Consider the following 3,716-nt stretch of genomic DNA (forward strand, 5'->3'; position numbering starts at 1 on the left):
GCGAAATAGGCGATCTTGGGGCCAAGACCCGGCGGATCGGCGTAGTCGGTATTTTCAAGCGGTCGAGCGAGGTCGATGAGGCGCATGAGGGTTTCCTTTGTCAGCGACCCAGAAGGCCGGTTGCGATTTGAGGGATGAGGATCAGCGCGACCAGAGTCAGCGCCATGATAAGGGCAAAGGGCGCGGCACCGCGGAACACTTCGCCCAGAGTGATGCCTGTTTCCTTGAGGCTCGCATGAACCACAAAAACCGAGAGGCCCAGCGGTGGGGTCAGTAACCCGACCTCGACCGCGAGTACGGTGATCAGACCGAAATGGACGATGTCGATGCCCATCTGCTGTGTCACCGGAAAGGCCAAAGGCACGGTCACCAGCATGATCGAAGAGCTGTCGAGCACGGTCCCGAGGAGCACGAGCAGCCCCGCGAAAAGCATGAGAAAGCCGATCGGGCCGATTCCGGAACTGATGGCAGCCTCGGTGATATTCGCAGGCAAGCCGGAGAAGGCGAGCATCCGGCTGTATATCGAGGCACCTATGATAAGGAAGCAGACAGCGGCCGTGATATGGCCTGTTTGCACCGCGATCCGCCACGCGGCTCGTGGGCCGATCCGGCGCAGGATGACGCCGATTATTAGGGCGGCGGCGGCGCCAACTGCGCCTGCTTCGGTTGGGGTGAAAAAGCCAAGATAGATGCCGGATAGCACCAGCCCCGCAAGACCGACAACCGGCAGGAGGTTCCATGTGGGTGTGCGATCCCCCTCCTCTGCCGTATTGACGCCCTCGAACAGGTGCGGGCGCGCCATGCCAAGGCCTGTGAGGTAGAGGATATAGGCGAAGGTCAGCAGAAGGCCGGGGCCAATACCGCCGATAAAGAGATCCCCGATAGAAGAGTCGGTCAGTATCGCGAAGAGGATCAACAGAAGCGACGGTGGGATCAACATGCCCAACACGGATGACCCCGCGACCACGCCGACGGCAATACTGCGGTCGGTGCCTGCGCGGATCATCTCAGGCACGGCGACTTTCGAAAAGACCGCCGCCGAGGCGATGGAGATGCCGGTGATCGCGGCAAAGATCGCGTTGGAAAGCACAGTTGCGACGCCAAGCCCGCCCCGCCAGCGGCGCAGCCCGCGCGCGACCACGGCAAAAGTGTCGCGGCCCATACCACTTTCCGACACGGCCAGCCCCATCAGCACGAACAGGGGCACGACGCCAAAGGTGTAATCGGCGATGCTGTCCGTCGCCGCGAGCGCCACAAAATTCATCGCCAGTTTGAACTTGCCGGTGATCGCCCAAACGCCGAAAAGCGAGACGCCAGCAAGCGCAATGGCCACATGGAGGCCCGCGTAAATGGCAACGCCTATGGCGACAAGAGATAGGTATCCGACGGTTATAGGGTCCATATTCAGGCGGTCCGGTGTTCTTTGAATTCGGTCGCGGCGGTCAGCAAGAATGACAACGTCAGCAGGATCGAGCCCAGCACGATCAGGAAGAGAAACGGCCAGACCGGCATGGTGAAATGGCCCTGCACGCCCTCCATCTCGCCCCGCTCATAGGCGCGGGTGACTTTGGGCCAGACGGCCCATGCCAGCGTCGAGGCGAAGGCCGCCCCGCAAAGCTGTGCAAACACGTCCATCGCCAGTCCGGCGCGCGGCCAGCGGGCGCGAACCATGCCGAGGATACCGTCCGAGCGGATCATCTCTCCCTTGCGGTGGGTATGGGCTATCTGAAGGAAGACGATGCCAACAATGGAGAATTTCACCATCTCGGGAACGCCCGCGATGGGGTGCCCGATTGTCTCGCGGCCAATGACGTCGCTGACGATCAGCACCATCAGCCAGATAATCCAGAGCGTCGCCACCACGTTGGCGGCCCCCATCACCACACCGGCAACGCGGTCGAGGCGGTCACGCGCCCCGACACCGGTAGATTCCGTGCTCATTCTGCCGACCAGTCGCGCGGCAGTGCTACGCCCGCTTCTTTTAGGTGGGTCATATAGGTGGTCAGAACCACGGTGCCCGGCAGACCTTTGCCGTCGAGATCCTTGGCCCAATCCATGGCGATGTTCGGCAAGGTGTTCGCCCAGTTGCTGCGCTCATCTTCACTTAGCTCGGTGATCTTGGCACCGCCCTCTTCCATCGCCTTGAAGGCGGCAGTAACGCGTGTTTCCAGCCCGGTGCGGTAATCCGCTGCAAAGGTTTCTGCCGCAGCGTGCAGGGCGTCTTGCACTACCGGGTCTTGTTCGTCGAACCAGCTTTTCTTGGCGACGATGCCGCCCGCGAATTGCGCGCCGAAATGCACGCGTGTGACATAGGGCGCCACCTCGAACAGTTTCGCCGCCGCCGCAGCAGTCGGGAAGACGATGACACCTTCGGCGACGCCGGACTGGATATCGTTGTAATAGGTGGTCAGGTTACCCGACACGCCGACCGCGCCGGTATCTTTGAGCCAGTTTACCGCCGGGCCGGGTGCGTTGATCTTGCGGCCTTCGAGGTCGGCAAGGCTTTCAACCGGGAAGGTGGTCATCAGCAGGTAATCTTCGAGACCAAATCCGCCGCCGAGATATTCGAGGTCCAGATCCTCCCATAGTTTGCGCATTGCCGGAATTTCGTCATGCATTCCGTCTACCGTGGAGAGCACAAGGTCAACATCCGGCGACCCGAAGGGCGTGACATAGCTGACGTTTTGCAAGCTGAGCAGAGACGGCTCAAACAACGACGAAACGATCCCGACCTGAGCCAGGCCGTCCTCCATCGCTTCCATCTCTCCGCCGACCTTGGCCAGCGTGCCGCCATACGCTTCGGTCCAGCTGATCGAAAAATCGGTGCCTTCCAGCGCCGCATTCACGGCCGGGATGTAGGATTCCGAGAGGGTCTTGACCCACAAAAAGACCGGCGGGTGGCCGGCAACTGCTGTCACATCCAGCTCTTCCGCCCTCAGGCCAGGCGCACAGAGTGTCGCTGCGGCCAGCGTGCAGCTGGCCAGCGTTTTAGCAAAGCTCATAAAGTTCTCCTCCCAGTTGCGCCGAAGCAAAAGCTCCGGCATTCTCTCCTCGAAACAAACTATCTGAACGTCCGTATAAAAAGTCAATGCTCTGCTGTCATTTCTTTATCAGAGCCCTAAACGAGAGACCGATTGCTTGCCCCAACCTATTGCACATACAGAGAATTCCCGAAACACTGACGGTAGGGTGGCGCGCGGAGAGGCAACGCGCGAACGGGTTCTGGATGCAGCCGAGAGATGCTTTGCCAGCGAAGGCTTTGAAGCAGTGACGATTCGACAGATCGCCCGTGCGGCAGAGGTGACATTGGGGGTGGTCAGCTTTCACGGCGGGTCAAAGGAAGACCTGTTCAAGACGGTTCTCGCTCGGCGTGTAACTACGCTGGACAATCTTCGTAAGGCCGCTCTGGCAGCGGTCCGGGCGCGCGGGGATATGACGATCAGGGATGTGGTGGATGCCTATTTGACACCCTATCTCGACATCGCGTCGCGCGGTGATCCGCAATGGCGCGCCTATGCCCAGTTGATCGCGCGGGTGGCCTCGAACGATGACTATTTTCCGGAAGTTCGAGAGCTTTATGATCCGACGGCGCGTATTTTCATTGCAGAGTTGCAGCGACTTCGGCCCGGGGCGAGTGCGGAAGAGTTGGCGACTGTTCTCACCCTGACCGTTGCCTCGATGCTCTCGATCGTAGCAAGTCGGGCGCGCATCGCAGG

General features: G+C 60.5%; 4 protein-coding genes. 1 reads left to right on the top strand and 3 read right to left on the bottom strand.

Annotated features, from left to right (window positions below):
- Positions 1–100 precede the first annotated feature (100 nt).
- The 3 genes from MF268_RS25085 to MF268_RS25095 are packed head-to-tail and all read right to left on the bottom strand — an operon-like array spanning position 101 to position 3,002.
- The gene (locus MF268_RS25085) at positions 101–1,402 is read right to left on the bottom strand and encodes a TRAP transporter large permease (RefSeq protein WP_238373417.1); all 1,302 of its coding nucleotides are present in this window, start codon (positions 1,400–1,402) and stop codon (positions 101–103) included.
- 2 nt (positions 1,403–1,404) lie between these two features.
- The gene (locus tag MF268_RS25090) at positions 1,405–1,941 is read right to left on the bottom strand and encodes a TRAP transporter small permease subunit (RefSeq protein ID WP_238373418.1); all 537 of its coding nucleotides are present in this window, start codon (positions 1,939–1,941) and stop codon (positions 1,405–1,407) included.
- A complete protein-coding gene (locus MF268_RS25095; protein ID WP_238373419.1) occupies positions 1,938–3,002 on the bottom strand; it encodes a C4-dicarboxylate TRAP transporter substrate-binding protein in 1,065 nt (354 codons plus the stop codon). The genes MF268_RS25090 and MF268_RS25095 overlap by 4 nt, the downstream gene beginning before the upstream one ends.
- A 187-nt stretch (positions 3,003–3,189) precedes the next feature.
- Between MF268_RS25095 and MF268_RS25100 the strand changes: the two genes are divergently transcribed.
- The coding region (locus MF268_RS25100; protein ID WP_238373420.1) for a TetR/AcrR family transcriptional regulator at positions 3,190–3,716 on the top strand (527 nt) is incomplete at its 3' end.

Origin of the sequence: Heliomarina baculiformis, from assembly GCF_019966545.1 — a bacterium.
Taxonomy (GTDB): domain Bacteria; phylum Pseudomonadota; class Alphaproteobacteria; order Rhodobacterales; family Rhodobacteraceae; genus Heliomarina; species Heliomarina baculiformis.